At 41.0% G+C, this 25,724-nt stretch carries 23 protein-coding genes; 12 read left to right on the top strand and 11 right to left on the bottom strand.

From position 1 onward, the window contains the following. Nucleotides 1–310: 310 nt before the first annotated feature. From NSTCB13_RS04640 to NSTCB13_RS04630, 3 genes are all read left to right on the top strand, one after another. Nucleotides 311–625 (top strand): RNA recognition motif domain-containing protein, encoded by a 315-nt coding sequence (locus NSTCB13_RS04640; protein WP_194047264.1) that lies wholly within the window; start codon nucleotides 311–313, stop codon nucleotides 623–625. 123 nt (nucleotides 626–748) lie between these two features. Next, nucleotides 749–943, top strand: coding sequence for a 30S ribosomal protein S21 (gene rpsU, locus NSTCB13_RS04635; protein ID WP_292717212.1), 195 nt, complete (start codon nucleotides 749–751; stop codon nucleotides 941–943). 711 nt (nucleotides 944–1,654) lie between these two features. Beyond that, entirely contained in the window at nucleotides 1,655–2,584 is a 930-nt protein-coding gene (locus NSTCB13_RS04630) for a polysaccharide deacetylase family protein (protein WP_445628545.1), read from the top strand. A gap of 353 nt (nucleotides 2,585–2,937) precedes the next feature. Here NSTCB13_RS04630 and NSTCB13_RS04625 read toward each other — a convergent pair whose 3' ends face one another. Both NSTCB13_RS04625 and NSTCB13_RS04620 read right to left on the bottom strand, forming a co-directional pair. Then, nucleotides 2,938–8,388 carry a translocation/assembly module TamB domain-containing protein gene (locus NSTCB13_RS04625; RefSeq protein WP_448271504.1) on the bottom strand — a complete coding sequence of 1,817 codons (5,451 nt, stop codon included), beginning with the start codon at nucleotides 8,386–8,388 and terminating at the stop codon, nucleotides 2,938–2,940. Nucleotides 8,389–9,291: 903 nt separating this feature from the next. Then, nucleotides 9,292–9,492 carry a hypothetical protein gene (locus NSTCB13_RS04620; RefSeq protein WP_335007072.1) on the bottom strand — a complete coding sequence of 67 codons (201 nt, stop codon included), beginning with the start codon at nucleotides 9,490–9,492 and terminating at the stop codon, nucleotides 9,292–9,294. Between the two features lie 652 nt (nucleotides 9,493–10,144). On the opposite strand from NSTCB13_RS04620, the gene NSTCB13_RS04615 reads away from it, so the two are divergent. After that, nucleotides 10,145–11,401 carry a DUF4912 domain-containing protein gene (locus NSTCB13_RS04615; protein WP_445628543.1) on the top strand — a complete coding sequence of 419 codons (1,257 nt, stop codon included), beginning with the start codon at nucleotides 10,145–10,147 and terminating at the stop codon, nucleotides 11,399–11,401. A gap of 84 nt (nucleotides 11,402–11,485) precedes the next feature. Then, nucleotides 11,486–12,412 (top strand): phosphodiester glycosidase family protein, encoded by a 927-nt coding sequence (locus NSTCB13_RS04610; RefSeq protein ID WP_448271503.1) that lies wholly within the window; start codon nucleotides 11,486–11,488, stop codon nucleotides 12,410–12,412. Between the two features lie 257 nt (nucleotides 12,413–12,669). Here the strand turns inward: NSTCB13_RS04610 and crtR are convergent, their stop codons facing one another. Beyond that, on the bottom strand, nucleotides 12,670–13,611 hold the full coding sequence (gene crtR, locus NSTCB13_RS04605; RefSeq protein WP_448273121.1) for a beta-carotene hydroxylase: 942 nt from the start codon (nucleotides 13,609–13,611) through the stop codon (nucleotides 12,670–12,672). Nucleotides 13,612–14,267: 656 nt separating this feature from the next. Further along, nucleotides 14,268–14,402 carry a hypothetical protein gene (locus NSTCB13_RS04600; RefSeq protein WP_445628540.1) on the bottom strand — a complete coding sequence of 45 codons (135 nt, stop codon included), beginning with the start codon at nucleotides 14,400–14,402 and terminating at the stop codon, nucleotides 14,268–14,270. Between the two features lie 80 nt (nucleotides 14,403–14,482). Here NSTCB13_RS04600 and NSTCB13_RS04595 point away from each other — a divergent pair, with 80 nt between their 5' ends. Continuing rightward, entirely contained in the window at nucleotides 14,483–14,905 is a 423-nt protein-coding gene (locus NSTCB13_RS04595; protein WP_445628539.1) for a lysozyme inhibitor LprI family protein, read from the top strand. A 438-nt stretch (nucleotides 14,906–15,343) separates the two neighbouring features. Here NSTCB13_RS04595 and NSTCB13_RS04590 read toward each other — a convergent pair whose 3' ends face one another. Genes NSTCB13_RS04590 through NSTCB13_RS04580 form a run of 3 tightly spaced genes read right to left on the bottom strand, consistent with a single transcriptional unit; the run spans nucleotide 15,344 to nucleotide 18,368 of the window. After that, a complete protein-coding gene (locus tag NSTCB13_RS04590; RefSeq protein WP_322710812.1) occupies nucleotides 15,344–16,051 on the bottom strand; it encodes an actin-binding WH2 domain-containing protein in 708 nt (235 codons plus the stop codon). A gap of 41 nt (nucleotides 16,052–16,092) precedes the next feature. After that, on the bottom strand, nucleotides 16,093–16,797 hold the full coding sequence (locus tag NSTCB13_RS04585) for an actin-binding WH2 domain-containing protein (RefSeq protein WP_445628538.1): 705 nt from the start codon (nucleotides 16,795–16,797) through the stop codon (nucleotides 16,093–16,095). A gap of 23 nt (nucleotides 16,798–16,820) precedes the next feature. Then, nucleotides 16,821–18,368 (bottom strand): FAD-binding oxidoreductase, encoded by a 1,548-nt coding sequence (locus NSTCB13_RS04580; protein WP_448271502.1) that lies wholly within the window; start codon nucleotides 18,366–18,368, stop codon nucleotides 16,821–16,823. Between the two features lie 83 nt (nucleotides 18,369–18,451). On the opposite strand from NSTCB13_RS04580, the gene NSTCB13_RS04575 reads away from it, so the two are divergent. From NSTCB13_RS04575 to vapC, 3 genes are read left to right on the top strand one after another with little or no spacing between them, the layout of a single operon-like run. Beyond that, nucleotides 18,452–18,766, top strand: coding sequence for a hypothetical protein (locus NSTCB13_RS04575; RefSeq protein WP_448271501.1), 315 nt, complete (start codon nucleotides 18,452–18,454; stop codon nucleotides 18,764–18,766). Nucleotides 18,767–18,826: 60 nt separating this feature from the next. Next, on the top strand, nucleotides 18,827–19,060 hold the full coding sequence (locus tag NSTCB13_RS04570; protein ID WP_322691308.1) for a hypothetical protein: 234 nt from the start codon (nucleotides 18,827–18,829) through the stop codon (nucleotides 19,058–19,060). After that, nucleotides 19,057–19,464 carry a type II toxin-antitoxin system tRNA(fMet)-specific endonuclease VapC gene (gene vapC / locus NSTCB13_RS04565; RefSeq protein WP_448271500.1) on the top strand — a complete coding sequence of 136 codons (408 nt, stop codon included), beginning with the start codon at nucleotides 19,057–19,059 and terminating at the stop codon, nucleotides 19,462–19,464. Before NSTCB13_RS04570 ends, vapC begins: the two co-directional genes overlap by 4 nt. 79 nt (nucleotides 19,465–19,543) lie before the next feature. On the opposite strand, the gene NSTCB13_RS04560 is transcribed toward vapC, so the two are convergent. Continuing rightward, on the bottom strand, nucleotides 19,544–19,675 hold the full coding sequence (locus NSTCB13_RS04560; RefSeq protein WP_448273233.1) for a hypothetical protein: 132 nt from the start codon (nucleotides 19,673–19,675) through the stop codon (nucleotides 19,544–19,546). Nucleotides 19,676–19,692: 17 nt separating this feature from the next. On the opposite strand from NSTCB13_RS04560, the gene NSTCB13_RS04555 reads away from it, so the two are divergent. Continuing rightward, nucleotides 19,693–19,824: a hypothetical protein gene (locus tag NSTCB13_RS04555; RefSeq protein ID WP_448271499.1), complete on the top strand. Its 132-nt coding sequence runs from the start codon at nucleotides 19,693–19,695 to the stop codon at nucleotides 19,822–19,824. A gap of 30 nt (nucleotides 19,825–19,854) precedes the next feature. Here NSTCB13_RS04555 and NSTCB13_RS04550 read toward each other — a convergent pair whose 3' ends face one another. The 3 genes from NSTCB13_RS04550 to NSTCB13_RS04540 all read right to left on the bottom strand — a co-directional run bounded on the left by NSTCB13_RS04550 (nucleotide 19,855) and on the right by NSTCB13_RS04540 (nucleotide 22,770). Then, a complete protein-coding gene (locus NSTCB13_RS04550; protein ID WP_448268793.1) occupies nucleotides 19,855–20,388 on the bottom strand; it encodes a hypothetical protein in 534 nt (177 codons plus the stop codon). 170 nt (nucleotides 20,389–20,558) lie between these two features. Next, entirely contained in the window at nucleotides 20,559–22,175 is a 1,617-nt protein-coding gene (locus NSTCB13_RS04545; RefSeq protein WP_448271498.1) for a pentapeptide repeat-containing protein, read from the bottom strand. Between the two features lie 349 nt (nucleotides 22,176–22,524). After that, nucleotides 22,525–22,770, bottom strand: coding sequence for a hypothetical protein (locus NSTCB13_RS04540; protein ID WP_448271497.1), 246 nt, complete (start codon nucleotides 22,768–22,770; stop codon nucleotides 22,525–22,527). A 515-nt stretch (nucleotides 22,771–23,285) separates the two neighbouring features. Here NSTCB13_RS04540 and NSTCB13_RS04535 point away from each other — a divergent pair. Further along, on the top strand, nucleotides 23,286–23,471 hold the full coding sequence (locus tag NSTCB13_RS04535; RefSeq protein WP_322674485.1) for a hypothetical protein: 186 nt from the start codon (nucleotides 23,286–23,288) through the stop codon (nucleotides 23,469–23,471). 369 nt (nucleotides 23,472–23,840) lie between these two features. Next, on the top strand, nucleotides 23,841–25,718 hold the full coding sequence (locus tag NSTCB13_RS04530; protein ID WP_448271496.1) for an NAD(P)H-quinone oxidoreductase subunit F: 1,878 nt from the start codon (nucleotides 23,841–23,843) through the stop codon (nucleotides 25,716–25,718). Nucleotides 25,719–25,724: the final 6 nt, after the last annotated feature.

Raw genomic sequence — 25,724 nt, 5'->3', positions numbered from 1 at the left:
TTACCTCTTAGTCCACAGGTTAATTTTGAAAACACTAAATATCTAGGCGATCGCGAGTTAATTACGATTTCCGATTAAAAGTGTAACTTGATATAGTACAAGCAAAAAAAGCCAGTCTTTAGAAAGTCTGCAAACCGTCTTTAAAGGTTTGATTTGTGAATAAAATTCACTATCAGACAATATTCAAAGACTGAATGCTGTGCTACACTCATGGACATAAAGATTATTTTCGGTTGAGTAACTCGTTTTGATTTCTAAAAACCGTCTCTCCGAATTTAACTCTCTACACTCCCTGAATTCGGAGATTTCTATGTCAATTTACGTCGGAAACCTGTCCTATCAGGTTACAGAAGAGGACCTAAAGCAGGCTTTTGCAGAATACGGAACAGTAAACCGTGTTCAACTACCCACAGATCGGGAAACAGGCCGGCCGCGTGGGTTCGCTTTTGTGGAAATGGAATCAGACACACAAGAACAAGCTGCCATTGATGCACTTGATGGTGCTGAGTGGATGGGACGTGATTTGAAAGTGAACAAAGCTAAACCCCGTGAGGAAAGAAGCAACTCCTCTCGCGGTAGCTGGGGTGGCGGTAATAATGCCCGCCGCAACAATAATCGCTACTAAGTCAATTCCTGAAAATTTCACATTTAGAGTCTCCAGCAGATAAAGCCAAAGGCTCCATTCTGCTGGAATATTTTATTTGGTATCTAGTCTTGAACTATTCATCCATATTAAGGAGGAATGAGAATGACACAAGTAGTTCTAGGAGAGAATGAAGGTATTGAATCAGCCTTGAGAAGATTTAAACGGGAAGTTTCTAAAGCAGGAATTTTCCAAGATATGAGAAAAAAGCGTCACTTTGAGACGCCGATAGAAAAAGAGAAGCGTAAAGCAATTGCTAGGCACAAACAACGTCGTCAACAACGTTCTCGCTTCAGTTAAAAGTCCAAGCAAATTTGCCCTTCGATTTGACATCTAGCCAACATCTCTTCATTGTTGCCAGTAATTAGCATACATCAATCGATAAACAACACTGTTCGTAGAATCGCTGTATTGGCTTTCGGCGCTACTGAATTATACATGTTTTCAGTTGCGTGAAGTATGGGCTTACAGCTAGCTATGCGCCCTTAACTAATATCGTGTCCGGTGAAAGACTTATAATTAAGACCACAGTTCTTGCTGGGAACTTCTTAGCTGCGGGAAAGAGGGTTTTCCCGTTTCTGCATAGATTACAGGAATTATAACTAATTAACCGGACATGATATTACTCATCTTCGCACTCACTACTTTTATCGTAAGCGATTATCCGGACATGATATAACGATTACCTAGCATTTCTCCAGGTTACGGTTATACTGCTATCATTGCTGGCTCTACTGGTCAGCTAAATTTACTGAGTATTATTTTATTCAGTGTAACAAGGGTAGCAAATTAGTACTAACAAAATTGAGACATCCTTTAGCTGGAATGTTTCAAGGTATTTTATTGTTTTCTTTTTTCTTTCAGCAGTAGATATATTAATTACAACAGCCTAGAAATAATATCAAGTCCGGGTAATTCCAGTTTAATAAGTAATCACGCGGACATGATATAACGTATGGGAACATCAGGGAGAAACCAATCCCCAATAACTAATATTTGAGGAGATTTAATGTGTCTAGTCGTAAATTATCTTTATTACTGAAAATAATATTTGTTACATTGGTTACTAGTGCTAGTAGTTTAGGTATCAGCTTGCTTTTAACCACAAGCGGATTTGAGCATTTGTTGGGAATTCTCAAGCCAAAAAGCGAGAATGCTAAAGCGAGTCACAACAAGCTGATGAGTGCAGATGCACAGAATATAAATCCAGTCACAGACCAGATAAATGAACTGCCAAAGGCATTTCAGGGAGCAATCGTATATCAAGGGAAACTAAAACCGAATGAGAAAGTTATTGCCCTAACTTTTGATGATGGCCCCAGCCCCAAAAATACGGCACAGATTTTAGAAATCTTGAAGAAAAATGATATAAAAGCCACATTCTTCATGATCGGGGAAATGGTGAAATATTTTCCTCAAGTTGCCAAGCAAGTGGCTGCTGATGGTCACATAATTGGTAATCACACATGGCATCATTGGTATCGCCACATGGACTTAGCTACTGCGGCTAGTGAAATCGATCGTACAGCAGAAATTATCTACAAGACTACTGGAGAGAAAACTACTCTATTTCGTCCTCCTGGGGGTTTTCTGAACAATGGGCTAGCCGAATATGCCAAAAACGAGAAATACGCTGTCATGATGTGGTCAGAACAATCGGGAGATGCTGAACGTCATTCGCCTCAAGTTCCAGGGCTGGTTAAAAATGTGCTGAAATATGCAAAACCCGGTGCAATTGTACTGTTGCACGATGGGGGTGGCAACCGTTCCAAATCTGTCAAGGCTTTACCAGAAATGATCGCAGGTTTAAAAGCCCAAGGCTATAGATTTGTGACAATTCCCCAACTACTGGAAATACAAGCTCAAGAAAAAAGTGTGGAGACAGCAGCATCACCCGTAACAAATCAAGAACATCCAAACCAACAACTTAATCATCAGTGATATCATGTCCGGTCAAAGACTTATCATTAAGGCAGCAGAGGGGCAGGGGGGCAGCACTTCGGCTACGCTCAGTGACCGAGGGGCAGAGGAGAAGGGTTTTTGGGTTTTTGCATAGATTCGGAAATCATAACTAATTAGCCGGACTTGATATGATGTCCCAATACGGTTCGGTTAAGGTTTTTTGATGAAAATTATTGCTCGTCAAAGACGCGATAAATCGCCGTCTCTACAAAGGCGATTCATCGCGTCTCTTGCCTTGACCAAACAGTATTGAGTGATATCCTGTCCAGGTAATTAGTTAGTTTATTGGCCAGCAATGCGATTGTGTCGGCTGACAATGCTAATACAGCAATCTAAAATCGTGTTTCATACTCAACTTGAAGTTGATTGTCATCTCCCACATCAGTTGAGCCTCGCATCAGAATTTCGTCATTAACTCGATAGAGGACATTGAAACGGAAAGAGTCATCGCTAGAAAGAGCGCGTGATAAAGAGGCAGAGAAATTTTTATTAATATCAAACACACCTTCCGCTGATAAATTAAGAATTGAAGTTCTTGATGTTTTTGATTCGTCATTATTAATAGATGGAGTCGGAAATATCCGAAATTCACTGAAACCAACAGCCTGTCCGATCGCAGTGATAGTTCCTTGTAAACTACCTAAAATGGTAGAACTAGCGAAATTAGTTAGCCCTTGGCCTGCATCTGCTTGTTGACCGAAAGAACCCAGAATTGAGCCACCTAGCAAAGCAACTATTTCTCCCTTACTACGGCTAGGTTCGCTCGTCAGTTCTAGATTCTCACCCAATTTACTAGCTGGCCCGTTCACCCTCGCTTGAACGGTAACGCTACGTAAAGTCCCAAAGTTGTTTACAGAAACATCACTGACTTCAGAAGACAATGGTGATTCCAAAGTTTGAGTGTTCCTTGCTGATGCTTCCGGCACAATTGCCGTCAGTCGGACATCCAAAGTCGGGTCAAGTCCTTGACTTGGAGTAAACCGCGCAGTTTGTTCATAGCCCCGCGCCAAGGTAAACTCAGTAGAAAATAAGCTGAGTCGTCCTCCTGTCAAACGAATGACTCCTTGAGGAAGCGGTTTGGCTAATGTACCATTAATGGTCAAGTCGCCTGTTGCGTCAAACCTCAATAGGGGCTGACTTAATGCCGCTCCTCCTGGTACAAAGCTGAGTAGGGACTGAGTTGCAACCCGAATATCTTTGCCTAAAATCAACTTTAAATCTGCAAACTCTACAGGTAAATTGGGTGGAGTTGCGGCGCTAGTGCTTGTGTCTGCTGTCGCCACTGGGTTAGTGCTTCCATCCACTGTAACCACTGGGTTAGTGCTTCCGTCCACTGTAGCTACTGGGTTAGCGTTATTCTCTGCTGTTGGTGTGGCGTTAGGGTTAACTTGGTTAACTTGTTGTCTATCTAGATTTATGACTTTAGTGTTAGACTCTGCTGTAGCTGCTGATTTTTTTGCCGTAGTAGGCGAGTTGCCAATAATTACCTGACCATCACTCAGTTGAATCTCTCCACCAATTACAGGTTTTAAGGCTGTGCCGCGAATCACGACATCACCACCAACACCACCTTCATACAGTCCTGCAAGCTTAAAGTTGAGTTTGTCTGCTATTGATACTGTTAGGGGATTCGCTGCGGCTTGTTGAGCATCAAAAATCGGCAAGATACCTGATGCAGTTACTTGCCCTTGATTGTAATTACCTTGGATATTTTCAACGCTTACCGTTTTACCATTAAATTGCGCTGTTCCTGTGACATTAGTGAGAGGATCGGATAAGGCTTGAGCGCTAAAGGTAGCATTATTAAATGTGGCATTTCCGTTAATAATTGGTTCGGTTAAAGTACCTTTAACGTTTAAATCTACTTTTCCTTGACCGTCTACCCAAGCGACTTGATTGTTGGTTAACAGATTTAACAGTGCCAATCCTTCATTTTGCACATTGGCGTCGATGTTGATTTGATTGCTATCAGGTTGCACTTTGGCAAAAGGCAAAGGAGCAGGTACGCTACCTGTAATGGCAACTGGCTGCGTTCCTGTCACGAGTAAGGTACTATCAAAATTCAAGCGAGCGTTGTTGTAATCAAAGTTCACTTGTCCTGTTTGTACGGGTTGTTTGTTAAGGGTTGCATTCGCTAGCGCCACTTTCCCTTGAACTCTGGGGTCTTGCAAACTACCTGCTAAAGTGGCATCAGCATTTACGTTACCAGTGATATCTACGGGGTATTTTTCGATAAAAGGTTCTAAAAGTGATAAGGGCAGACTGGCTACATTCAATTTTCCAGATAGTTGATCGGTTCCTAACTGTCCTGAAAACGACACTAGTCCTCGATCGATCCCCACACTCAAGGGTGAAAGGGTGACGATACCATCGGCGAAAGTGCCTTGAGCAACGACTGGATTGATGGAATAATTACCCCATTGCCAGTTAGCACCTTGAAAATTAAAGCCAACATTCAACCCAGATTTTAACGAGCCATTGGCTGTAATTGCTCCGCTTAAAGCACCTGTTAATTCTGCAAGGCTGGGCAAAGATGCGGTTTTTTTGGTTTCAGCTTGCTGTTCTTTTGCTAGTGCTGTGGTAATATTCGAGAAATATGCTAACTGTGTTTTCAAGTCTGCATTGGGTAAACTGATAGGCTTGGTGTCAAGTACTTCTGCACCAGCTAATGTTGGAGGCTGCAACCCAGTACTAAGGTCTTTAAAGTCAAAGATATTAAACGCTTGTAAAAGTCTCTGGATATTGGCTTGGGCAAAATTAGCTTGGAATTGAAATTGCGGGTCATTCCCTGTTTGCACATTGCCACTGAGAGCAATGTTGCTACCTCCAATCAGCAATTGACCGTTAGCCAAGCTAGCAGTACCATCGGCATAATTGATGCTGCCGCGAAATTCATCGGCTGCAACTCTGGCAACGCGAGGCCCTGCGATCGCCACATCTCCCGCAATGGCATAATTATTCAGATTCACAACTAAATTACCCGATAGTTGCCCCCCCAGTGGTTTCAATTGATTGTTAGGTAAAAAGCCGCCAACCAGAGCGATGGGAAACTGTTGGGCGTTAATTATCAAGTTATCTCCCTCAGTTCTACCTGTAGTAACTGCCTCATCGCGTTTAACTAAAAATGAAGTGGGACGATAATCTGCACCTAAGTTAAGGGCAATCCGATCTTGTTTTCCAGCTAGTCGCAGACTTCCTCCTTGTCCGCCTTGAAAATTCACATTTCCGGTTAAAAGTCGGTCAAATGCTAAGTTACTGACATTGAAATTCCGCAACCGGATATTGCCATTAGCTTGCGGCACATCTGGAGTGCCTGTAACTTTTCCATTAAAATCAAGTCGCCCTGCTATTGCTACGTCCCCAGGAACTTTAAAGCCAGTATTTTGTAAGTTGAAATTCTGTGCCAGTACATTTAAATCAAATCCGGCAATTTGAGGTGCGCCAGTTGGGGGAGACTGAATAGCGATCGCACCATTAGCACTAAATCCTGGGGTACTTGCGTTTTCAACGATAATCTGCTGTCCATTCCACTGAAATCTGGCGGTGAGCGGTTTTGCCAGCTGCGCTACTCCTTGGGGAAGGCTGATTTGTCCTGCGGCGCGAATATCCGCAAGCTGGAAAGATTGGGTTGTGCCTGCTAACTGAATATTGCTATTCAGCCGTCCTCGCAGTTGTGGTGAGAAACGGCTGAGTTGAATTTGAGAAGTTTTGACAGTTCCTTGCCAGCGTTGTTGTGCAAGTTGACCTTGAGCTGTGATTGTCCCACCTGCGACGTTCACAACTGCATCGGGAAAGACGATATTCTCTCCTTGTTTGGTAACAACAACTCGTCCGCTAGTGGGATAGGTAGCTTTAGGCGCTTGCACTCGCGCGACTGTTTGCAGATTGCTCAGAGTGCCGGAAATATCGGCATTTGCCGAGACATTCCCAATGGTAATGGAGGGTGAGGAATTGTAGGCTTTGGCGATCGCATCCCCTGGTATATTTTGTGCTTGTACATTCAACGCTACCCTACCTTGGGGTGCAAGCTGAACTCGTCCGCTAGCTGTGACTTGCCCTCCTACATCTGGATTTGCTTGAACGCGAGAAACGTTGACATTTAACGGTGTACCCAGAGAACCAGAAATTTTCGCGTTCGCAGATATACCACCAACATTAATCGGAGTTGAAATGCCGTAACCTTGAGCGATCGCATTTCCTGGAATACCTTGAGCTTGAATATCTACGCCTACCTGACCTTGGGGAGCGAGTTGAATTTGACCATTGGCTGTGATTTGTCCCCCGGCTGGTGGCGTTATCTGAACACTAGAAACATCAAGTTTCAAAGGCTGTTTGCGAAGTGAGCCAGAAATTTGAGCTTTTGCTGAAACATTCCCCACTGCGATCGGTAGAGTAACGCCATAACTTTTTGCTAGTATATCTCCTGATATTCCATCAGCTTGAGCATTAAATATTACCCCATCTTTGGTTCCCAAATTAGCTTGACCGCCGCCGATAATTTGACCGCCAGCTGCGGGGACTATTTTCAGATTAGAGACAGTAAGTTGAGATGCAGTTTTGGATGCATTCAAGCGAAAATCAGTGTTGATGGTATTAAATTGAATGCGGTCAACTTGAATTGGTTTAGTGTTACTTACTGTACCGCTGACTACTGGTTGCTCAAGTGCGCCGCCTACCTGAATTTTTGCCTGAATTTCGCCACTAGCTGGGACTGACGAATTTACTTTTAATGTATCTAAGATATTTTTCGCAGTAACAGGTTTTATCTGAGCAGAAACATTAAAACCTGTTTGAGTATTAATTGTTCCATTCGCCACAATCGGAACTTTGCCAAAGTTAGTACTCAGACTATCTAAAGTAACTGTCTGACCCTCAAATAGAAATTTCCCATTAAAATTAGAAACAGGCTGAGGAAGATTTTGAATTTTAGCAGTGATTTGATTAGCTGTAGCTGTTCCCGTAATTGCGATGTCTGAAAGTTTGGGGGGAATCTGAACCCCTAAGTCAGCATTTAAATATCCTGCTTGCAGCGCGATCGGTAACTGAATTAATCGAGTGATATCGGATGCTTGTAAATTTTGCGCTGAAAGTTGGAGGTTAGTTTGTTGAGCTTTTACTTGGGTTTCGCCAACAATTTTAGCAGCGCCTCCCCTAGTGAATTGAGTATTGAAATCATAACCGATCCTTTGATTTTGATCGGAAAATCGGGCAATACCACCAACTCGATCTAATATGACTGAGCCTTTCGGTTTAGTCGGTGCGGCGAATGGCATCAACTCTATATTGCCATCTTGAATTTGAAGCGACTGCAACTCAGTTTGAATAAAACCTTTTCCTTCCCCAGCCTTAACTTGGGCTGTCACCCAACGACCATCTTTATCTTGTTGAATGTAGACATTGGGTTGAACTAACGTGACATCTAATACCAGTTTTCGGGTAAGGAGGAGTTGCAACGGCGAGAACTGCACATCCAAAGCTTTTGCTACTACCCGATCTGCATCGTTGGGAGTTGCTGGTATCGATAAAGAACTAAACCTCAGACTAGAAAGCGAAAAACGTTCAACGTTCCCAACTTTTACTGGACGCCCTAGCAATTGCTCAAGATTTTGCTGTACTAACGGTGCTAAATCTTTGTATACATAGTTTCTAGCCCACCAAGCACCAACTATAATTCCAACTAGTAAAACCCCACCCAGAGCCAAACTGGTACGTCCTAAAAGCAGGAGCCATAGACGACGATTAGATGGTTCCTGATTGTTTTCTGAATTTGGCGATCGCGTCATGATTGTTACTACTACCAGTAATTTTTCTGGAGTGAGGCTAGAGACAAATTAATTAGTTCTATCAGCAAGTTACAATTTATGGTTTCACAATATCAGGACTTACGCAAGAACTTTGTGGCAAGCTGCTTGTATTTTCGAGGAGAGGCTACGCCAATAAGACGCATTTGCGGTGCGTCTATGTTATTTCATGATTTTGTGTAATTCCTGAATTTCTTTCGATTAATAATTTTTCACCAGACGTTAGTTTTGTTCGTTTTGAGATTTGGAAACTTTGCTGGTATTAGGAAAATTATTTAGAATATTATGTGCATCTTCAAAAGAATTGGTATAGATATTATCTTTCACCAAGTCAGTAATTTTTTATTAAATGACTTTATAACCGCTCCTGTATATACAACTCTGGTTATAAACTTTAACTTTCCAGAATCTAACTTAGTATAGATGACAATGATGATTTAGCCTTCCATTATTCAGGAGGCAAATGTATCTGCGAACACACTTACAAAATATCTATGAATAAAGCTTAGAGGATATTTGAAAAGTGGTATGTTGTGTTAATTGAATTATTACCCCCCTTAACCCCCCCGATATATTGGGGAAAAAACAAATCTAGTTCCCTCCCCTTTATAAGGGGAGGGTTAGGGTGGGGTAAAAAATATTTTATACATCAATCATGACTTTTCAAACATCCTCTTAGGTTTACGCCAACTTATCAAATAATTTTATCCAGGAATTTATCAAGTTAAATTTGATACTCAGGCTGTGCTATCAGACATCAACACGCCGGAAATATATAGCGAATAACTACATAATCTTGAATAGCAACACATTACTAACAAGATTCGCTACTTGTGTAGAGAAGTAGCGAATCTAAGCTTTTCGATTACTGTTTTGCAAACTTAATCAATCATTATCAGATGGATCGTCAATCATTTCTGGTACTAAAGCTGGGTTACTTCTACGTTCTTCTGGTGATTGCTCTCGAATTACATCGTCTATTCTCGCAGGGTGTTTGATTTTGTCCAAAACCTCTGGACTTAATTGTGATGGATCGCCTTCTGGATTAGACTTTTCAGCTTGACTAGGAACTGTTTCCTTATTCATAACTATTTCCCTAAACCCTAAACTTATATGCCAAGCTTAAGTTCTTCTATGGTCGGGTACACACTATCTTGGGACTTAATTTCACATCATAGTGGGTGAGAAAGGCGATCGCTTAACGAAACAGCAATATTGGCGTCAGTCACCAGAAATCAGTTGGGTATTTTGAACGAAAGAGTTGATAGTGCAGCGTCTTTGGCTTTGCTTTTAAATTCTGACTTCTGAATTCTTCTTCAAGAATTGGGGTTTTTGGCTAACCCAGAAATAAATGTCATGAAAGTTTGACATTATATTCGTTGCTAAACACCTAGATTGCTCCAATTATCATGATTTCATGACAATAAGATCCCAGAAGGGCTGATAAATTCGTGAAACAGCCAAAAAACCTACTTCTGACCCCTTGATCCCTAGATATGCTTAGTGGTTAATATAGACTTAACAAATAGAAATCCTCCGATCCCAAAGAAATGCTAATTTTGGCATCAGAAGGAATTGAAAGGATGTTGGCTCAATTTAAAAACAGATTAAAAAACTTAAAAACTGGGCAAAACCAGGAGTCAGGAATAAGAAATTCATCTGGAATGGATGAGATTTTACATAGCATTCTTTAACCAGGGGAAATCATTTACCGCTTAAACTACTGGAGGCCAAATTAATGGCAAAAGAACGCCCGCCACTAGAGGAGATGACCTTACGCCAACTACGCAAAGTTGCTAGCGAATATAGCATCTCTCGCTATAGCCGAATGCGTAAATCACAACTGCTGACATCAATACAAGAAGTCCAGCGTAGCAAAAACTTACTCAGTCCATCTCGTTCATTGGAGGCACAAGAAACCGTGGAAGCTGCAAAGTTTGAATTAGGTCAGGAAGATCGTACTGGCGGATCTTTGGCTGATGTTGATGAAGGACTCGCAGATTTGCCCTCTGGCTATGGTGAAAGCCGGATTGTACTCTTACCGCGCGATCCTCAGTGGGCTTACACTTACTGGGATGTTCCCAATGAACACAAAGAGGAACTGCGTCGGCAAGGCGGACAACAACTGGCACTACGGATTTATGATGTCACCGACATCGATATCGAATACCAAAGCCCACATAGCATTCAAGAATATCCTGCTGATGAACTAGCTAGAGAATGGTATCTACCAGTTCCAGTTAGCGATCGCGATTATGTGATTGATATCGGCTATCGTGCTGCTGATGGTCGCTGGTTAGTACTAGCTCGTTCTAGTAAAGTACACATTCCTCCCGTCTATCCTTCTGACTGGATTGAGGATGTCTTCATCACTGTCAATTTTGAAGAAGATTTACGTGGCAAAACTCAGTACGAACTAGTTCCCCCTGCCAAGAAGGTTGCAGCTACCGCCAATGGTAATGTTGGTAATGCTGTGAATGGCAGCAACCCCATCTACGACGAAATATTTGGTTTAGCAGAATCTGCCGAAGCACTACGGGTTGCTGGTTCTATCTTCGGCTCCCAACAAGGTGCAGCGCGTCCCGAACAAGCTATTAGCTCCTACATTTTCCCATCTGGTGTAGGTCTGTGGGCTGTTCCTACCGTGTCTGGCTTAACCGCTTCCGGTGCAGGTATGTCAGGTGTTGGCTTCTCGGCTTCCGCCGTACCAGTGCGTCCGCGCAAGTTCTGGTTAATTGCTGATGCTGAGTTGATAGTCTACGGTGCAACCGAACCCGATGCTAATGTAACTATTGGTGGCCGTCCAATTAAGCTGAATCCAGATGGAACATTCCGCTTCCAGATGTCCTTCCAGGATGGTTTAATTGACTACCCAATTTTGGCTGTAGCTGCTGATGGCGAGCAAACCCGCTCGATTCAGATGAAATTTAACCGTGAGACACCATCTCGGAATACTAACACCAAAGAAGAAGCTGTCTTAGAATGGTTCTCTTAAGGTTTGGTTCTGAGATTGACTCCAGACTGAAATTTTAAATTATTCCCCGCTATAGTAATTCTGTAGCGGTTTTTTTTGCATTATATGTCCACAAAAAAATTATTTTTGTTATTTATTTTGATAATTAGTGCAAGCTTATTATCAGGTTGTCAAAAGATGGAAGCAAATTTAGTTCCAAAAGCGTCTAAAAGTTGCCCTGGCAAAGATGCCAAGTTTAGTATTGATTTTTTTAAAACCAATAATCAAGGTAAAAAAAATCCTAAAGGTATTAACAATGTAATTATTTTTAATCCCAAATCAGCAGAATTAGATTTCAAAGTTAATGTTGGACTATCTCATAAACTTTACGCCAAAGATAGTAGAGGGAAACTGCGTAAAGAATATGTAGCAAAACAGTTTCATGAACTCATCGCCGATGAAAATGCCAAGTTAAACGGACAGCTACCCATTGCCGCAATTAATGCCGACTATATAGATACTGATAATAAACCCCAAGGCTTAAATATTTCTCGTGGCGTAGAGTATTCAGGAGCATTTAAAAATAAACGTTCTTCCTTTGGGATATCAGGAGGTACACCCCAGCAGCGACAGGCTACTATTCAAACTGGCAGAAGAACAAGCGATATTCTCAATTATAATTTAGTCGGTGGTAATGGCAGATTCTATCGTCAGGGTAAATTTAAAGATATTTGTCAAGATTTGGGAGAATTTGCTTGTAAAAATGCAACTAATCGCTCTTTGGCAGCTATCACGAATCAAGGCTATGTAATCTTATTAGTTAATGACTTGAAAGCTAATTCTAAGATTGAATTATCGCAACTTAATCAAGAGTTACTGCCAGATATGTTTGATAATGTCTTAGAAGGTATTGCTAGCAATAACTGTTTAGGTAAGATACAAGAAGGGATTTTATTTGATGGAGGTATGTCTCCAGGATTGTATTACAACCAGAAAACTTATGTAGAAAACCTTGGGCCGATTGGTTCAGTTTTTTTGATTTACAAAAAATAAAATAGTTATAATTACCAGAGTTATTGCAGCCCTCCCCGATGCTTTGGCGGGGAGGGGTGATTCGTGTTTAATACAATAGGGTTCAGGTTTTTGAGACGCGATAAATCGCCGTCTCTACAAATATTTTCCCTCGTTCTCAGTCTCCGACTGGGAATGCATTCATTGAGTCTCTGACTCAATTCCAGGCGGAGGCAGAGCCTCAACGAGGGCATTCCCATGCAGAGCATGGGAACGAGATAGAATGCTTATTTACGACTTTATGATTCATCTTGATTTTTAGTTTTTTGATGAGAAAAGCGAATTCCGACAAAGATATCGTAAATAAACTCTAAAAAGTCTTTCTTTTGTAGTAACCCTGAAGTTTGATAACAGCATTTTTCATCTAACAAAGGCTTCATTAGATAGTATGTAGACTGATATTTGTACCAGGGAATACAAGTCCATAAATGATGAATTAAATGGTAGTTCTGACCTAAAATTAGGATGTTAAGAATTGGGCTAGGGTATACACGAGCATTTTTCCAGCGATCGCGTTCAACAAAGGGACGATGGGGCAAATAATCAAAAAACAAACCAAGTACTAATCCCACGATACCAGAAGGTACAACCCAAAAATTGAGAACGTACATTAAAAAATGATATTGAACTGAGATATAAAAAATTGCAACAACAATTGAGCGGCTAATTAACCATTCCCATAACTCATATTTGCGCCACAGTCGCCGTTGAAAGAAAAATACCTCATGGGACAAGAATCGAAATGCAATCATCCACAGCGGCCCACCTGTAGAAACAAAATGATCTGGGTCATCTTTGGGATGGTTGACATGAGCATGATGCTGCAAATGTACTCGTGTAAACACTGGAAAAACGAACCCTAGCATCAGGGCGCTACCATGCCCTAGTATGGCATTAATGACTCGATTGCGGTGAGCAGATTGGTGACAAGCATCATGAATTACAGTTCCAGCACAATGCAAAGCAATAGTGTTAGAAATAAAACACAGCCAGTCTGGCCATTGCCAAAGCCAGTAACCGCAATGAGATGACACCAGTACTGTCACAGATGCAAAAAACAGTTGTAGTGTAGGATTGAAATCACCAGGAGGTACTAACAATTCTTTTGGTGGAGCTTTCAGTATTTTTTCTGCTTTTGAAGTTACCGTTATTACTTCTGGATCTACTACGTCTTTAAAGATGACTTCCAAGTTGTTGCCATTTAGCTTTTTATAGTCATCAACGGCTGGGGTCGATGATGATTAGGCTTTTGTCCGGGATGTCAAAAAAATTAGGATCTAAAGAGGTCATAATTTTCCTGGTCGTGATTCGTTGATAAAATGAGTTTTAAATCCCAAACTCAGCCAGCACAGAATAGATTTCTTGCCCCGATTAAAGAGATGAAAAGATTGAAAGTTTAACCAATACTCTTCTCTATTCAAATTAGGTATGGACTGTAAGAGATAGGGAATAGTAAAAATTTTTGAATTTTTTGCTACATTACATGCATAAACAAAATATTTGATTTTTCATTTTGAGAGTTGCTCCTGTTACTCAATAATGCCAGCAACAACAGCATACATAGATTTTGGTTTGATATCGACATTTATCGATTTGCCCAGTCAATGTTTTTTGCGATGTGCTGAAATTGTGCTTTGTTATTGCTTTTGTGAAAAGCAATTTTCAACAATATAAAGAATACAGTTATTTTAACGATCGATGCAAGAGTTTTATCGGAATTTGACGTATAATAAAAATATTTTAGACACAAATATCATACTTCTAACAAAAATATATATTTTATTTGCTTACATAAAAATTTCATCCCTGGCTCTGGATGATGCAATAAGTATATATACTAGCGATCGCTTATCCTCTTTCGATTCCATGCAGTTTTGCTGTCTTCTTCTTTTAACCAAAAATCCATCGCTGGATACTGGTAGCCAGAATAAGCAAAGGTTCGTGCAAACCATGACACTTCTTTGTGGAGCATACCACTTTCTACTCTGATTCTGAGTTCGAGACCACCAAAAAGATCAAATTTCTATATTATTTAAGAACAAAGATTTTGCTATGCGTCAATTATTACTAGTTTTGTCCAGTATACTAACTCTCAGCAGTTTAAATCCCCTCGCCATGACAATAGCAGGCACAACGCCTGATTTATCTGAGATGCGCTTAGTTCAAAAGCTCAACTGCAATAATCCTCAAACTCAAGCGGCAATTAATGAATGTACAAAGTTGTCTTATCAGAATGCAGATAAAAAACTGAATCAGGTTTATCAACAATTGATATCTTCATTAGAAAGGCCTAGAAAACAAAAATTGATTGCTGCACAACTAGCATGGATCAAGTTTCGAGATACCAATTGTGAGTTTGAAAGAAGTAGATATGAGGGCGGAAGTATTGCCTCTAGCATTTATTTTGGTTGTTTGGAAGATACTACAAAACTGCGTACCCAACAATTACAAGAATATCTGAAAACTGACCCTTAAGCTGAAAGCAGGTTAGAAGAAGCTTTTAGAGATTATATTTGTTGCATGAATTTAAAGTCCTCACCCTAAATCTCTCTCCCAGGCTCTACCGTGTATACACAAGTCTCAAGTAGTTGATAAATCTTGGTTTTACCCCACCCTAACCCTCCCCTTATAAAAGGGCTACGGTGTACACACAAGTTATCGAATTACCCCACCCTAACCCTCCCCGTATGTATTGGGGAGGGAACTAGATTTTCTTGTTTCCCCCCTTTCCAAGGGGGGATTAAGGGGGGTAATTTGACTTGTGTATACACCGTAGCTTCAGGCTTGGGAGAGGGACTTTTAAATTTGCATTTGTGCAAGAGGTTTATTGAGTCAGAGACTCAATGAATGCATTCCCAGGCGGCAGCCTGGGAACGAGGAAATGGAAACTAGAGTAATTATCTTTTTTTGAGATTAACGCAAACCTAAAATTTCGGAAATCGCCGCTACAATATCTAAATAAAAATTGCCTTTCACCGCCCGAAATAACTCAAATTTAGAGTCAGGGGCACCAAAAAACGGTCTGAGAAACCATCCCAATTGCATACCAACAAAGGCATAAAGCAATAACCAGGATCTTAAAATAGTGGTGCGGGTTTTTTTACCAACTTCATCTTGTTGAGAAAGTAATTGCATTCCTTCATACAGGAATTTAACGCCAAATATGCCTGTAATACCAAAAATGAACACATTCAGCAGTTTAAAAAATTGATAAGAATCGGGTGTAGTTATTAGAAAAAATAGCGTCACGGGTGCCAAGCTAAATAAAAGTACGCTAATCACTGACACAGATGTGAGTAATACAACGAAATGCTGTAGAATACTGCTCCGAGAACCAAACAAAACATTAAAAAAGAATAACGTCGGGAAACAAATAATCAGTGTGATTAAATAGAATACCGGAAGTTTAATAGCACCAGATAATGCCTGTGCCCAACTGTGGGATGCACCGATAATTGCTCCATAAAGGGCAAAGAAAATGGAACTAGATACGAATAGAGAAGTTATTTTATTTTGTAATCGCACTCCCTGACGAATTTCTTCTAAGAACGACTGGCGATCGCGCAGTAAATTAACTAAAACTCCAAATTGTTGAATTCCGCGATTTTGCTTTTTCAGCATATTTTTTAGTTTGTATATTTTGGGGTATTGCTAACGACTAATTAACGGAATCCAAAGAGATAGCTAAGAGATTTAATCACGCTTAAATAGAAATTACCTTCTCTTTCGCGGAATAGTTCAAAGACAGAACCAGGTGTGCCAAAAAACGGTCTGAGAGTCCATCCTAACTGACTGCCTACGAATGCGTAAAGAAATAGCCAAAATTGCAAAATTTTCTGGCGTGTCTTACTACCTTCATTATCTTGTTCTAAAACTAAACTCGTGGCTTGATATAAAGATGAAACACCAATAAATCCAGTGATGGCAAAGATAAAGACATTTAACAAAATTAAAAATTGGTAATTATTAGTGGTAATTAAGAAAAAGAGTGTGATTGGAGCAAAGCTAAACAAAAGTACGCTGGTGACTGAAACCGCAGTTAAGACTAATGCTAAATGCTGGGCAAAACTCCGTTTGGAACCAAAAATAATGTTGGCAAAGAACAACGTCGGGATACAAATCAAAAGTGTGATTAAATAAAGGGCTGGGAGTTTAATGGCGGAAGATATAGCTTGCATCCAGCTATGATATGCACCAATGATTCCGCCATAAGCAGCGATAAATAAAGAACTGCAAACCAAGAGCGAAATGATTTTATTTGGTAATCTCGTACCTTGACGAATTTCCTCTAGAAAACCTTGGCGATCGCGCAGGAATCCAATCAGCACTGCAAAGTATTTTATTCCTGAAGATTTCCGTTCAATCATGTTATCCTCACACCGATATTATTCTAAGTTTCATTTGAGTAATCACAGCCAGAACCATACTTCCAAGCATCAACCAAACGATGCCAATAATATTGTTGTTCGTTCGGTTGATTCTTAATCCATGTTTCTAGCATTGGACTTAGCGAAAGCAAGGCAGTGTATACACCTAAATTACTGTAATGTAACATCCAATCTAACAAACTTGCCAAACCTACTTGTGGAATTATCTTGACAACTAATAGAGGATGATATAAACCAGTTTTTAACAGTGTTTGCGTTAATGCCGAAAATTGCACTATATCTTGTAAAAATGGTTTTAACACTGGCGTACCCAATTGTTGCATTTCTTGAAATACTGCTGAGAGTAATTGGTTAATTTGATCTGGGGCAATTTTCTGATTTACACCAACACTCATCGCCCTTTGAAACAACCAGGTAACAGTCAAACTTGGCTGATAGGGTTGCAGCAGTGTTAACGCTTTTGCAGATAATTGTTCTGTTTCTAGCGCTTCCTTGATGCCATAAGTTAAACGCTTCAGGTGACGCACCATTGCCCCAAAACCTCCAAAACTCAAGGGAGATTGACTACCACTGCTATCTCCGGCTGGGAGAATGCGATTCCAAGGAGTTTTTAAGGGACTTTGGCGATAGGTGGGAAAGAAGCCAAATAGTGCCCGTTGAAATTTCAGGTTGCTTAATTCCACTCCCTGATATTCTGGTAACAGACGCAGATATTCCTCAAATAGAGTTTCTAAACTCAAGCGTTGAGCATCTGCATCCATGTAGGTAAACAAGTAAGTTGTTCTGCCATCCCTGGCTGGAAAGGCTTCCCAGAAGTATTGGCATTGATTTTGCAACTCAGTGAATGATAATAATAAATCGCCTGAGTTATTTTCAGGAAAACCTTGGGCGCAACTTCCGACAACTAAGCATAAAGCATCTGGTTTTTTGCCTTGGCGTGCTTGTTGGCTGATGGGTGAAAAATGTCCCATCGCGTCGATTAATAAGCGAGTTTTGAATTGGTTATTTACCATCACCCCATCGGGATGAACCACGGCTTCGCTAAAGGGTGTGTTTTCTAACAACTTTCCCCCGGCGGCGAGAAATCGGGTTTTCAAGGTAGCGAGTAGATAAACTGGATCTACGCCGATATTCAAGACATCCTCTACCCAAACTTCTGTACCGCCAGCAAAACTAACTCGCGCTGGGTTATATTGAGTGGCGATCGCACTTGCTAATTCTTCCTCACTCAGCAAGTTCAATTCCACAAATACATCTAATTCTTTGCGAGAAATATTCCACTCTTGTTCCCTCCCCCGCAAAATACCCCGTTCCAGCAACGCCACCCGCAACCCCTTCACCGCTAAGGCGCAACCAATTAAAATGCCTAAAGTGCCACCGCAGATTAGCACATCGAAGTCTGTATCGCCTAAAAACTGTTGACTTTCTTTAACTAACGTTGGTATTGGTGCGGAGTTTTCGCGCACAGATGTTAAGATGCGATCGCCTTGGCGCAATCCTTTTAAAACATCGCCGGGTAATTGGGAAAGAATTTCTTCAGTTAAAGACATTTTGGAAAAATTCAACTCTACATTCCAAAACTACCTGAGAATGAAGAAAGTAGATATGATATTATTTGTAGAGAGTTACGAGCGTGGTCAACAATAATAATCAAATACTACTATTACCCTTAGAGGTTGACACAGAAGAGTTAGAAGGCGTTGTGCAGGTGTTAGCAAACGTAACTAAGCTCCCTGCTGAAGTGGTTAAGCCACATTTAGATGCATTACTTGAGCAGTTGATGAAATTAAAACAGGAGCAACCATTTTACAAAACTGCAACGGCTTTTGAGTGGATAACAGCTTTTCGGGAATGGGCACAGAGCCATAGGCGAGATACGCCCTTACTATCAGAGTATGCTTTAAGTCGGACAGGAATATACGATGATGAGGAGTCGGAAGATATTTAAGTGACTTATCTTGTCGATACCAACTTATTGCTACTAAGCTTTTATTAGGATAAAAATACGATGGATAGTATAAAAATCCGGTCGCATGTGGGTAAAGATGGTATTTTACATTTAGATATTCCAGTAGAAATGCCAGATACAGAAATTGAAGTTACGGTAACAATTCAAAGAGTTACACCACAACAACGGGGCTGGATGCCTGGGTTTTTTGAAGAAGTAATTGGTGGTTGGGTAGGAAAACCGCTAGAACGGGCAGAACAGGGAGAATACGAAACTAGGGAGCCGCTATTTTGATTTATCTGCTCGATTCTAATGTCTGTATCCGCTTAATAAATAATAGTAGTCCTGCGGTAACAACTCGACTGGCATCCCAACAACCAGAAGATATTTTAGTTTCTACAATAACCCAATTAGAACTGTACTATGGTGCTTACCGTAGTGCCCAACAGGAGAGAAATTTAGAAATATTGCAACGTTTTTTTAGTCAGTTTATTATTATACCTTTAGACCCAGAAGCCGCAAGGATAGCAGGGAGAATTCGGGCTGAGTTAGCGGCTAGTGGTACGCCGATTGGCCCTTATGATGTGCAGATTGCAGCTATTACAATGGCGAATAATTTGATAGTGGTTACGCATAATACAAAAGAATTTGGTCGAGTGAATGGGTTGCAGATTGAAGATTGGGAAGAAAAGAATTGACCAGCATTGTAAGAAATTGAATTTACCACAATAGGTAATTTCAATCTTTGATTAATTATTCTTGAACACCTAAAGACTGTTAATTTTCTTTAACTAACTGTGGTGTGGGTGCGGAGTTTTCGCGCCTAGATGTAAGGATGCGATCGCCTTGACGCAATCCTTTTAAAACATCGCCGGGTAATTGGGAAAGAATTTCTTCAGTTAAAGACATTTTGGAAAAATTCAAATGTGAAGAAATATTTTGCCAACAGCATCAGTAAAGCTTCAAAAAACTCGCATCCTCTACCCCCTCAATTCACCTTACCTGCGCCAAGAGTGCGATCGCCATCCTCTAAGAAAATAGACAAGCGATCGCACTAATAACGCTATATATTAAGTTAACTTCTCATCTTATTTAGCAGTGACAAGCTGACCTGTAAAGAAGAATGACCCACCATTTTGTCCATTACCTTGTAGTGGATTCCCTTGTAGAGGAAACAGACGAAGCTCAATTGTCCCTTCTACTGTTTGAGTTATCGGATTAAAAGTAGCTTTATAATCATTTCTTGCAATACCGCTACCGCCCTTGTTTGAAAGACTAAAGTTGAGTGCCCTACCTATAATCGCCTTCTTTCCATTACACGCCCAAGTACCCACAGATGTGGTAAAAGGATCAAACTGACCCGTAACACCACCTTGATTTGAGTCACTACTAATCAAGTTGCCTTCTTCAGTAAGAGCGATCAGCGCGCGTGAAGCAAACTTTCCTGTTTTATCTTTAATTGTCACGAGGTATGTACCAGCGACAAATTTGCTGCAAACTTTCAGTTCAGAATTGGTATCGACAGAGCCAGCCTTGACTTTTTGAATGCTCCAGATATCCAAAATGCTCGCTGTGCAAAGTACACCAATTGTTAATCCAAGCAAAGTTTTACGAATTTTCATGAGAAACAGTAGTAAAGAATTTATGAAACCTACTTAGAAACATATACAGAAACAAGAAACATTTTTGGTAAATTTTGGTTAACGCCTGATTAAAAAAGGCGATGTCTGCGACGGGCTACTCGGCGTCGCGTGTCTTGCCAATGAGAGCTAAATTGTAAACTCACGTTAAATTATCCCAAACCGAACAGTTTAGAAATCGCAGGCAATAATTTATTACCCGCTTCCACCAGAGAAGCAACAGCAGGTAAGCCTGTAAATATTCCTTTCAACATGGTGATTGCAGTTTTCGCCGTCTTCTGCTTAGTGGATTCTTGAGGATTTTTCCCCGCTTCTGCTAAAGCTTTCACCTGTTCTAGCGCTTCGGCTTTCTCTTCTTCTGGTAAATATGTGGATTGGATAATTGCATCTTGCAACTGCGACAATAATTCTTTGATTCCTGGTTTCTCGGCATCGCTTGCATCAGGTAACTCATTGAGGGCAATACTCACGTTACCGCTAATGGTTCCTAGATTAGCAATCGAATTATTGCCAGCGATACCGCTAACATTACTGCTACCTTGAATATTGATGCCGCTAATATCTGACATGATGGTATTTCCTTGTGTATAAGATTTAGGCTGCCCAAGTGCAGTTGTAATCATATTTTTTAAATCACTAATATAACTATCTTTTTCTACCAGCAATAATTGCTGACTCTGCGATAAAGCTTTGAGTTGATTATAATCATCAAAATATTCTGCACTCAGTTGAGATTTATCGCTACCTGCGGCGGTTTTGGCTCTGAGCAAGATTTTATCATCGCCGCGTTTCTCCATTGCCACGATTTCTAACTCGGCTTCGGGATGATTTTCAGCAAGGTTTTTGAAGGCAATAGCAATAGCGCGGGGGTCAACGCCTTGATTATGGTAAAGGTCGAGGGTGTCAAAAATTGGTTTGATAAAGTCGGCAAAATCCCCATCCTTGAAAAACTCTCGCTCATTATCAGGTTTGCGTAGGGGATTGGGGTATTCTTTTGTGGGTAAGCGCATGAAGACATATTCACACCTCACCCCATGCAATTTAGTTGTATTTGTAATCCCCCAATCTTCGATGTAGGCTCCGGTGAGGGTTGCACCTGTTAAATTTGTGCCGTCTAGTTGCGTTTGCTTCAGGTTTGCTTTTGACAAATCGGCATCTTGCAAATTAGCTTCACTGAGATCGGTGCCAATAAAGCTTGCATCAGCTAGGTTAGCTTTTTGTAAGTTCACACCTCGCAGGTTTTGACGGTCAAAGTTTTTGTTCTGTCCTTGTCTTGTAATTACTAGCTTGCGTACTTGTGGTTTTTCAAGATAAGTTGCACTAACACGAGCACGATCAAGCCTTTTAGCTTGAAACCAGCAAGTATTAGTTACATTAGCATATGCAAAATTAGTGTTTTTTAGCGTTGCCGCAGTAAAATTAGCATTTGTTAGATCAGCTTTGCCAAAACTTGTACCACCCGTATTAGTAATAGCAGTCTTTAAACACTCGTCAGCTATTGCTATGGAAAAAGGCACAATACCAGCTTCAACACTAGCTCTAGCTGTAGATATAATTGCGCCTCTAGAGCCAACTACAGCTAAGTATATAAACCCTAAAAACGCTAAAACAACTGGCACACTACCAGCAAAAACAACATCAAATATAGATATAGAGCCAGTTACAATTGCTGAGATAATCAAAGCCAAAACGAAAGCTATAGAACCAGCTATAGTTAAAACCAGATTTGCAGTCAGAGCAACAGCCCAGTTATATCTAGAAGCAACCATAGCTATGCTGATAACTACCAGTGAAGCTATTAGTAAAGCTATAATTACAGATTTTGATAGTGCGGATAAAACCAATAAGCCTGTTACTAATACTGCACCAATTGCCCAACGTCGTTGTAGTCCAGCTTTGGCGTGGCTGAAGTTTGCCCCTGTCAGGTTGGCTTTGGTGAAGTTTGCCCCTCGGATGTCGGCATAGCTAAAGTTTGCACCCGCAAGGGTCTTGTCCTTTGAAGTTGCGTCCTCGGAGATTTTGACCGGAGAAGTCTAAAGCCATGTTCCACTTTACGGAGGTGAGCAAATTTTACTACACGCTCACCCCTGTAAATTCAAGAATGGTTAGATATATTTGTTAGTTGAGCTTCAAAGGTGCAACATCGAGGATAAAAGGTGCAACATCGAGGCTCAGAAGGTCAACGTTGAGCTTCAGAAGGTCAACTTTGAGCCTCAGAAGGTCAACTTTGAGCCTCAGAAGGTCAACATTGAGCCTCAGAAGGTCAACGTCGAGCCTCAGAAGGTCAACATTGAGCCTCAGAAGGTCAACATTGAGCTTCAGAAGGTCAACGTCGAGGCTCAGAAGGTCAACGTCGAGCATCAAAGGCTCATTTTTCCCCTTTTATATTAAAATTCGATGTGCGACTTAATATTCTGACCTCTCTCCTAAAAGGCTACGGTGTATACACAAGTCTGAAATAGCTTACTCACCTGGTTTTTCGCGTCAGTTTTACCCCACCCTAACCCTCCCCGTATGTATTGGGGAGGGAACAAGATTTCTTATTTCCCCCCAATATATCGGGGGGATTAAGGGGGGTAAGTCTAAATTGGCAGCCAGGGAGCCATCGCTACTTTGGGTGGGTGGGTTGGATGCTGGTGATTTTAGAGTACCTGCAAGTTTTTGAACATACTGCAACACATCTTTTAGGTGCTGCTCTGGCAGTTGTTCTATTGCGTCAAAGATAGCTTGTTTCGTTGTCATGGCAATAGCTCAATGTCGCTTTCAGCTTGTTAAGATTTTATGCGCTAAAGTGCGGCTGGCTTACGCCCAGAAACAATAGCCGAGTCTATTATGTGGATATAGGCACTGAATAACAACTTGCATTACAGGAAATACTGATGGAACGTTCAAAATTAATTGCTATTCTTACAGGTGCGATTTCGGTCATTTTAGCGATCGCCTACCTCATCGTAGTCCAATTGCTAGACTACCGAGATATGAAACCCGCCCCCATCAGCCAAGTTGACTCCCCACCTGCCATTACTATCTCTCACTGGCAGGTTGACAAAATCACCAAAATATAAATTACATTTAGTCGATTCGTAGAGACGCGATTGATTGCGTCTCTTGTCATTTATATAAATTGATAAAACTAATGATAACTATTGATTGATCCCTCATGCAATGCATAGATAAGAATAAATACCTATTTTTCCTTGTTGAAATAGTTGCTTATATAAGAAATAATTAGAGTTATTATCTTAAATTTATTTAATTAACTAATTCCCTTTTGACAGATATAACGGTAAGCTGTTTTTAACAAAATTAAATAAACATAAATTTGTATGTTCTGCGTAGGCGTCGTCCATCGTAGATCATTGCTGGATTAACTGGGATCAACGCCAGTTGACTAAAAACCCATAATTTTTGATCTAAATCTTAGAGGTGAGTTGATGGCTCAGTTTCTACTAGAGACTGTTTGGCTTGTTCCGTGCTATGCCTTATTAGGTGGCTTGTTAGCCGTGCCTTGGTCGCCAGGGATCATTCGGAAAACAGGGCCAAGACCGGCGGGTTATGTAAACTTGGTGATGACATTTTTGGCGTTTGTACATAGTGCGATCGCCTTACAAGCAACTTGGAATTATCCAGCCCAAGAAGTATTTATTCCTTGGTTATCTACGGCTGGTTTAGACTTAACCATTGCTTTGGATATATCCTCAGTCAGTATCAGTGCTTTGGTTGTAATTACTGGCATGAACTTGCTGGCGCAAATTTATGCGATCGGCTACATGGAAATGGATTGGGGTTGGGGACGTTTCTATTCGTTGTTGGGATTATTTGAAGCGGGATTATGTGCCCTTGCTTTGTGTAATAACTTGTTCTTCAGCTATGTAATTCTGGAAATCTTGACGCTGGGAACTTATTTACTAGTCGGCTTATGGTTTAGCCAGCCTTTGGTAGTTTCCGGTGCAAGAGACGCGTTTTTAACCAAGCGGGTGGGAGACTTATTCTTGCTGATGGGCGTGTTGGCATTATGGCCTTTAGCTGGAACTTGGAATTATACAGAATTAGCCCAATGGGCGGCTACTGCTAACGTCAACCCGACAACTATGGCGCTGGTAAGTTTAGCTTTAATTGCTGGGCCGATGGGTAAATGTGCCCAATTTCCCCTGCATTTATGGCTAGATGAAGCGATGGAAGGCCCGGTTCCCAGTACGATTTTGCGGAACTCGGTAGTAGTAGCTAGTGGTGCATGGGTGCTGATTAAATTGCAACCCGTGTTAACCATCTCGCCCATAGCTTCCTCAGCGATGGTTGCGATTGGTGCGGTGACAGCGCTGGGTGCTTCTTTAATTGCGATCGCTCAAATCGATATGAAACGCTGTCAATCCTATTCTGTCAGCGCATACATGGGTTTAATATTCATCGCCGTGGGAGTGCAACAAGACGAAGCAGCACTATTATTAGTTCTCACCCACGCCATATCCGCAGCACTATTGGTAATGAGTACCGGCGGAATTATCTGGAATAGCATCACCCAAGACGTAACCCAAATGGGTGGACTGTGGAAACGTCGCCCAATTTCTGGAATTGCTTTTATTGTCGGCAGTTTGGGGTTAATTGGTTTTCCACCACTGGGTAGCTTTTGGGCACTGATGGAATTAGCAGATGGGTTATGGGAAACTCAACCTTGGTTAGTCGGAATCATCGTTGTGGTAAATGCTTTGACAGCTGTGAGTTTAACCAGAGAATTCGTTTTAGTTTTTGGCGGGAAAGCTACACAAATGACAGAGCGATCGCCTGAAGCTCACTGGCCGATGATTCTGCCGATGATGATTCTACTTGGCTTTAGTCTCAATCTGCCTTTCATCTTGCAAAATTTATCACTTTTACCAGATTGGGCAAGCCTAAATAAAGATGTCGCACTACTTTTAAATTGGTCAAGTATTTTCGGTTGCAGTATCACTGGGGTGATTTATTTCAGCAAGATTCCCAAACCGATTCGTCTGCCTTGGAAAGGGTTACAAGACTTAATCGCATACGATTTTTATACGCCCAATATCTATCGAATGACGATTATTTTCAGCGTTGCCAAAATTTCCCAACTTGCCGATATGATTGACCGCTTCGTAGTTGATGGCATCGTTAACTTCGTTGGTTTATTTTCGCTATTAGGTGGTGAAGGTCTAAAATACAGCAACTCTGGACAAACCCAATTTTATGCATTTACTGTGCTTCTAGGAGTGAGTCTTTTAGGAATGTGGGTAACTTGGCAATTTTGGGGAATGCAGTTTTTAAATTTGGTTTTTCAAATCTCGACAATTGGATAGCAGTTA

Source organism: Nostoc sp. DSM 114160 (assembly GCF_053470305.1).
Note: the sequence above shows the minus strand (reverse complement) of the source record. Positions and strands in the feature narration are given on the sequence as shown.

Excerpts from the sequence above, each read along its gene's own strand:
- NSTCB13_RS04580 (WP_448271502.1), bottom strand. The coding sequence starts at position 18,368 with ATGTCTTTAACTGAAGAAATTCTTTCCCAATTACCCGGCGATGTTTTA.
- NSTCB13_RS04600 (WP_445628540.1), bottom strand. The coding sequence starts at position 14,402 with ATGCTCCACAAAGAAGTGTCATGGTTTGCACGAACCTTTGCTTATTCT.
- NSTCB13_RS04595 (WP_445628539.1), top strand. The coding sequence starts at position 14,483 with ATGCGTCAATTATTACTAGTTTTGTCCAGTATACTAACTCTCAGCAGT.
- NSTCB13_RS04535 (WP_322674485.1), top strand. The coding sequence starts at position 23,286 with ATGGAACGTTCAAAATTAATTGCTATTCTTACAGGTGCGATTTCGGTC.
- NSTCB13_RS04570 (WP_322691308.1), top strand. The coding sequence starts at position 18,827 with ATGGATAGTATAAAAATCCGGTCGCATGTGGGTAAAGATGGTATTTTA.
- NSTCB13_RS04545 (WP_448271498.1), bottom strand. The coding sequence starts at position 22,175 with ATGGTTGCTTCTAGATATAACTGGGCTGTTGCTCTGACTGCAAATCTG.
- NSTCB13_RS04560 (WP_448273233.1), bottom strand. The coding sequence starts at position 19,675 with ATGTCTTTAACTGAAGAAATTCTTTCCCAATTACCCGGCGATGTTTTA.
- NSTCB13_RS04615 (WP_445628543.1), top strand. The coding sequence starts at position 10,145 with ATGGCAAAAGAACGCCCGCCACTAGAGGAGATGACCTTACGCCAACTA.
- NSTCB13_RS04550 (WP_448268793.1), bottom strand. The coding sequence starts at position 20,388 with ATGAAAATTCGTAAAACTTTGCTTGGATTAACAATTGGTGTACTTTGC.
- NSTCB13_RS04590 (WP_322710812.1), bottom strand. The coding sequence starts at position 16,051 with ATGCTGAAAAAGCAAAATCGCGGAATTCAACAATTTGGAGTTTTAGTT.
- NSTCB13_RS04625 (WP_448271504.1), bottom strand. The coding sequence starts at position 8,388 with ATGACGCGATCGCCAAATTCAGAAAACAATCAGGAACCATCTAATCGT.
- NSTCB13_RS04585 (WP_445628538.1), bottom strand. The coding sequence starts at position 16,797 with ATGATTGAACGGAAATCTTCAGGAATAAAATACTTTGCAGTGCTGATT.
- rpsU (WP_292717212.1), top strand. The coding sequence starts at position 749 with ATGACACAAGTAGTTCTAGGAGAGAATGAAGGTATTGAATCAGCCTTG.
- NSTCB13_RS04640 (WP_194047264.1), top strand. The coding sequence starts at position 311 with ATGTCAATTTACGTCGGAAACCTGTCCTATCAGGTTACAGAAGAGGAC.
- NSTCB13_RS04530 (WP_448271496.1), top strand. The coding sequence starts at position 23,841 with ATGGCTCAGTTTCTACTAGAGACTGTTTGGCTTGTTCCGTGCTATGCC.
- NSTCB13_RS04620 (WP_335007072.1), bottom strand. The coding sequence starts at position 9,492 with ATGAATAAGGAAACAGTTCCTAGTCAAGCTGAAAAGTCTAATCCAGAA.
- NSTCB13_RS04610 (WP_448271503.1), top strand. The coding sequence starts at position 11,486 with ATGTCCACAAAAAAATTATTTTTGTTATTTATTTTGATAATTAGTGCA.